This is a genomic window from Asaia sp. W19 (assembly GCF_003994335.1).
Classification (GTDB): Bacteria; Pseudomonadota; Alphaproteobacteria; order Acetobacterales; family Acetobacteraceae; genus Asaia.
The window spans coordinates 1-2,844 of record NZ_PNQZ01000092.1 but is presented as its reverse complement, the minus strand read 5'-3'; the positions used below and the strand labels follow the sequence as shown (position 1 = coordinate 2,844).

The window sequence follows — 2,844 nt, the reverse complement described above, 5'->3', positions numbered from 1 at the left end:
GTGAGCCTGAGCTCCGTCCTGCTGCTCTCGGCCATGGGGCTCGCCATCACCTTCGGGGTGATGGGCGTAATCAACATGGCCCATGGTGAATTGATGATGGTGGGCGCCTATACGACCTTCGTCGTCGAGCGTCTGATTGCCGCTTATATCCCGGCGCTCTCGCCGTTCAGTCTGATTCTCGCTCTGCCCGCTGCCTTCGTCGTTAGCGGCGGGCTGGGTATCCTGATCGAGCGCGGCGTGATCCGCTTCCTGTATGGGCGACCGCTCGAGACGCTTCTTGCAAGCTGGGGCGTTTCACTCATTCTGCAGCAGGCCGTGCGCTCCGTTTTCGGCCCGAGTAATGTGGCCGTCACCACACCGGGCTGGCTCGGGGGTGCCTTCGCACTGGGGGGGCTTGAAATCACCACGGTGCGCCTTGCCATCTTCCTGTTCGCCATAGCTGTCATGGCCGCCCTGATGCTGGTGCTTCGACGCACCCCGCTCGGACTGCATATGCGTGCCGTCACCCAGAACCGACGCATGGCCGCCCTGATGGGGATCCGCACGGCGCGTGTCGACGCGCTTACTTTTGGTCTGGGCTCGGGCATTGCCGGTCTGGCCGGTGTTGCGGTCAGTCAGATCGATAATGTCAGCCCCAATCTCGGGCAGGGTTATATCATCGACAGCTTCCTCGTCGTTGTCTTCGGCGGGGTTGGCAATCTCTGGGGCAGTCTGGCGGCGGCGCTCGCACTTGGACTTGGCGGCAAGGGACTCGAACCGCTGATCGGTGCGGTCTCGGGCAAGATCCTGCTGCTGGTCCTCGTCATCCTGTTCATTCAGCGCCATCCACGCGGCATGTTCCCGATGCGCGGTCGGGGGATCGAATCATGAGCACCGATTTCAGCTTCCGCAGCGCGCGTTGGACGGCGCTCCTCGTAGTCGTTCTCGCCCTCGTTCTGGCGCTGACCAGCCTGCTGCCCCAGGGCAGCGCACTCAGCGTCTCACCTTTCGTCGTGACGCTTTGCGGAAAATATCTCTCCTATGCCCTGCTTGCCCTTGCGGTCGATCTGGTCTGGGGGTTTGCGGGTATTCTCACCCTCGGTCACGCCGCGTTCTTCGCCCTCGGGGCCTATGGCATGGGCATGTACCTGACGCGCGCCATCGGCGCACGCGGGGTCTATGGCAATGCAGACCTGCCCGATTTCATGGTGTTCCTCTCCTGGCATCGCCTCCCCTGGTATTGGTGGGGATCAGACCATTTTCTGGTTGGCGTGGTGCTTATGCTGGGTGTCCCGGCTGTGCTGGCGGGGCTGTTCGGCTGGCTCGCCTTCCGCTCCCGCGTCTCAGGGGTGTATCTCTCGATCATCACCCAGGCGCTGACCTATGCGCTCATGCTCGCCTTCTTCCAGAACGGGCTTGGCTTCGGCGGCAATAACGGTCTGACCGGATTCAAGGATGTGCTGGGTTTCGACCTCACCGCGCCAAGCACGCGGGCCGTGCTTCTGGCGCTGACCGGCGTGATCCTCGGCGCCGTGTTGATGGGTGCGCGCGCTCTGATGGGAGGACGCTACGGCCGGGTTCTGGTGGCAGTACGCGATACTGAATCGCGCACGCGCTTTCTTGGCTATCGTCCGGAGCAGGTCAAGCTTGTGGTCTGGATCGTCTCGGCCCTTATCGCAGCGCTGGGTGGCGCGCTCTATGTGCTTCAGATCGGGATCGTCAATCCGGGCGAGTTCGCTCCGGCCAACTCGATCGAGGCCGTGATCTGGGTAGCGGTCGGGGGACGTGGCACGCTGACGGGCGCTGTGATCGGGGCAGTTCTGGTCAATTTCGGCAAGACCCTCTTCACCGCCATCCTGCCTGAATTCTGGCTCTACGGGCTCGGCGCCCTGTTTCTCGCCACCACGCTTTTCCTGCCGAATGGCGTCATGGGGCTTTTGCGCCATGTGCCACGCAAGCGCGACGAGGAGGTAACGCCCGAAATCACCAATCCTGAAGGATCGAATGCATGACGACCGCCGCTCTTCTCGACTTGCGGGATGTTTCCGTCAGCTTCGATGGGTTCAGGGCCATCAACGGCCTCTCGCTCACCCTTGCACCGGGCGAAATGCGCGCGATCGTGGGCCCTAATGGCGCTGGCAAAACGACAATGATGGATATCATCACCGGCAAGACCCGTCCTGATACGGGGAGCGTCACCTTTCGGGGTCATGACCTGACCCGTCTGGACGAACCTGCCATTGCCGAACTAGGGATCGGGCGCAAATTCCAGAAACCGACCGTGTTCGAGGCCCTGAGCGTCTGGGATAATCTTCTGCTCGCCCTCAAGGGCCTCCGACGCCCGCACAGGCTGCTTTTCGCCCGGCTGACCCCTGATGAGATCCGGCGTATCGAAGGGCTTCTCGCCACCATTCGCCTCGGTGCCGAAAGTACGCGCGCTGCGGGTGGGCTCAGTCACGGCCAGAAGCAATGGCTCGAGATTGGCATGCTGCTGGCACAGGAGCCCGATCTGCTCCTTGTGGACGAACCTGTCGCCGGTATGACCGATGCAGAGACTGCCGAAACGGCCGAGTTGCTGCGCGAGATCAATCGTACGCGCAGCGTTGTGGTGGTGGAGCATGACATGGATTTCGTGCGGGCGCTGGATGTGACCGTGACGGTGCTTCACGAAGGCGCGGTTCTGGCGGAAGGGCCGCTCGATACGGTCAGCAATGATCCGCGCGTCATTGAAGTCTATCTCGGACGGTGAGGGATCAGTCATGCTGAATGTCGATCAGATCGAATTGCATTACGGTGCTGCGATCGCCCTGCGCGGTGTCTCGCTCAAGGCCGAGCCCGGATCGGTCACCTGTCTGTTGGGGCGCA

At 62.3% G+C, this 2,844-nt stretch carries 3 protein-coding genes and 1 pseudogene; all 4 read left to right on the top strand.

The annotated features are described in order from the left end of the window. A partial coding sequence (gene urtB / locus C0V97_RS16490) for an urea ABC transporter permease subunit UrtB (protein ID WP_127103627.1) occupies positions 1-870 on the top strand: 870 nt, incomplete at its 5' end. Further along, a complete protein-coding gene (gene urtC / locus C0V97_RS16485) occupies positions 867-1,991 on the top strand; it encodes an urea ABC transporter permease subunit UrtC (protein ID WP_127101817.1) in 1,125 nt (374 codons plus the stop codon). The genes urtB and urtC, both read left to right, overlap by 4 nt. Further along, positions 1,988-2,728 (top strand): urea ABC transporter ATP-binding protein UrtD, encoded by a 741-nt coding sequence (gene urtD, locus C0V97_RS16480; RefSeq protein ID WP_127101816.1) that lies wholly within the window; start codon positions 1,988-1,990, stop codon positions 2,726-2,728. Before urtC ends, urtD begins: the two co-directional genes overlap by 4 nt. Before the next feature lie 10 nt (positions 2,729-2,738). Then, a pseudogene (locus C0V97_RS16475) lies at positions 2,739-2,844 on the top strand (ABC transporter ATP-binding protein); the annotation flags it as partial.

Bases quoted from the DNA above. Each gene is read 5' to 3' on its own strand.
- urtC (WP_127101817.1), top strand. From the start codon at position 867: ATGAGCACCGATTTCAGCTTCCGCAGCGCGCGTTGGACGGCGCTCCTC.
- urtD (WP_127101816.1), top strand. From the start codon at position 1,988: ATGACGACCGCCGCTCTTCTCGACTTGCGGGATGTTTCCGTCAGCTTC.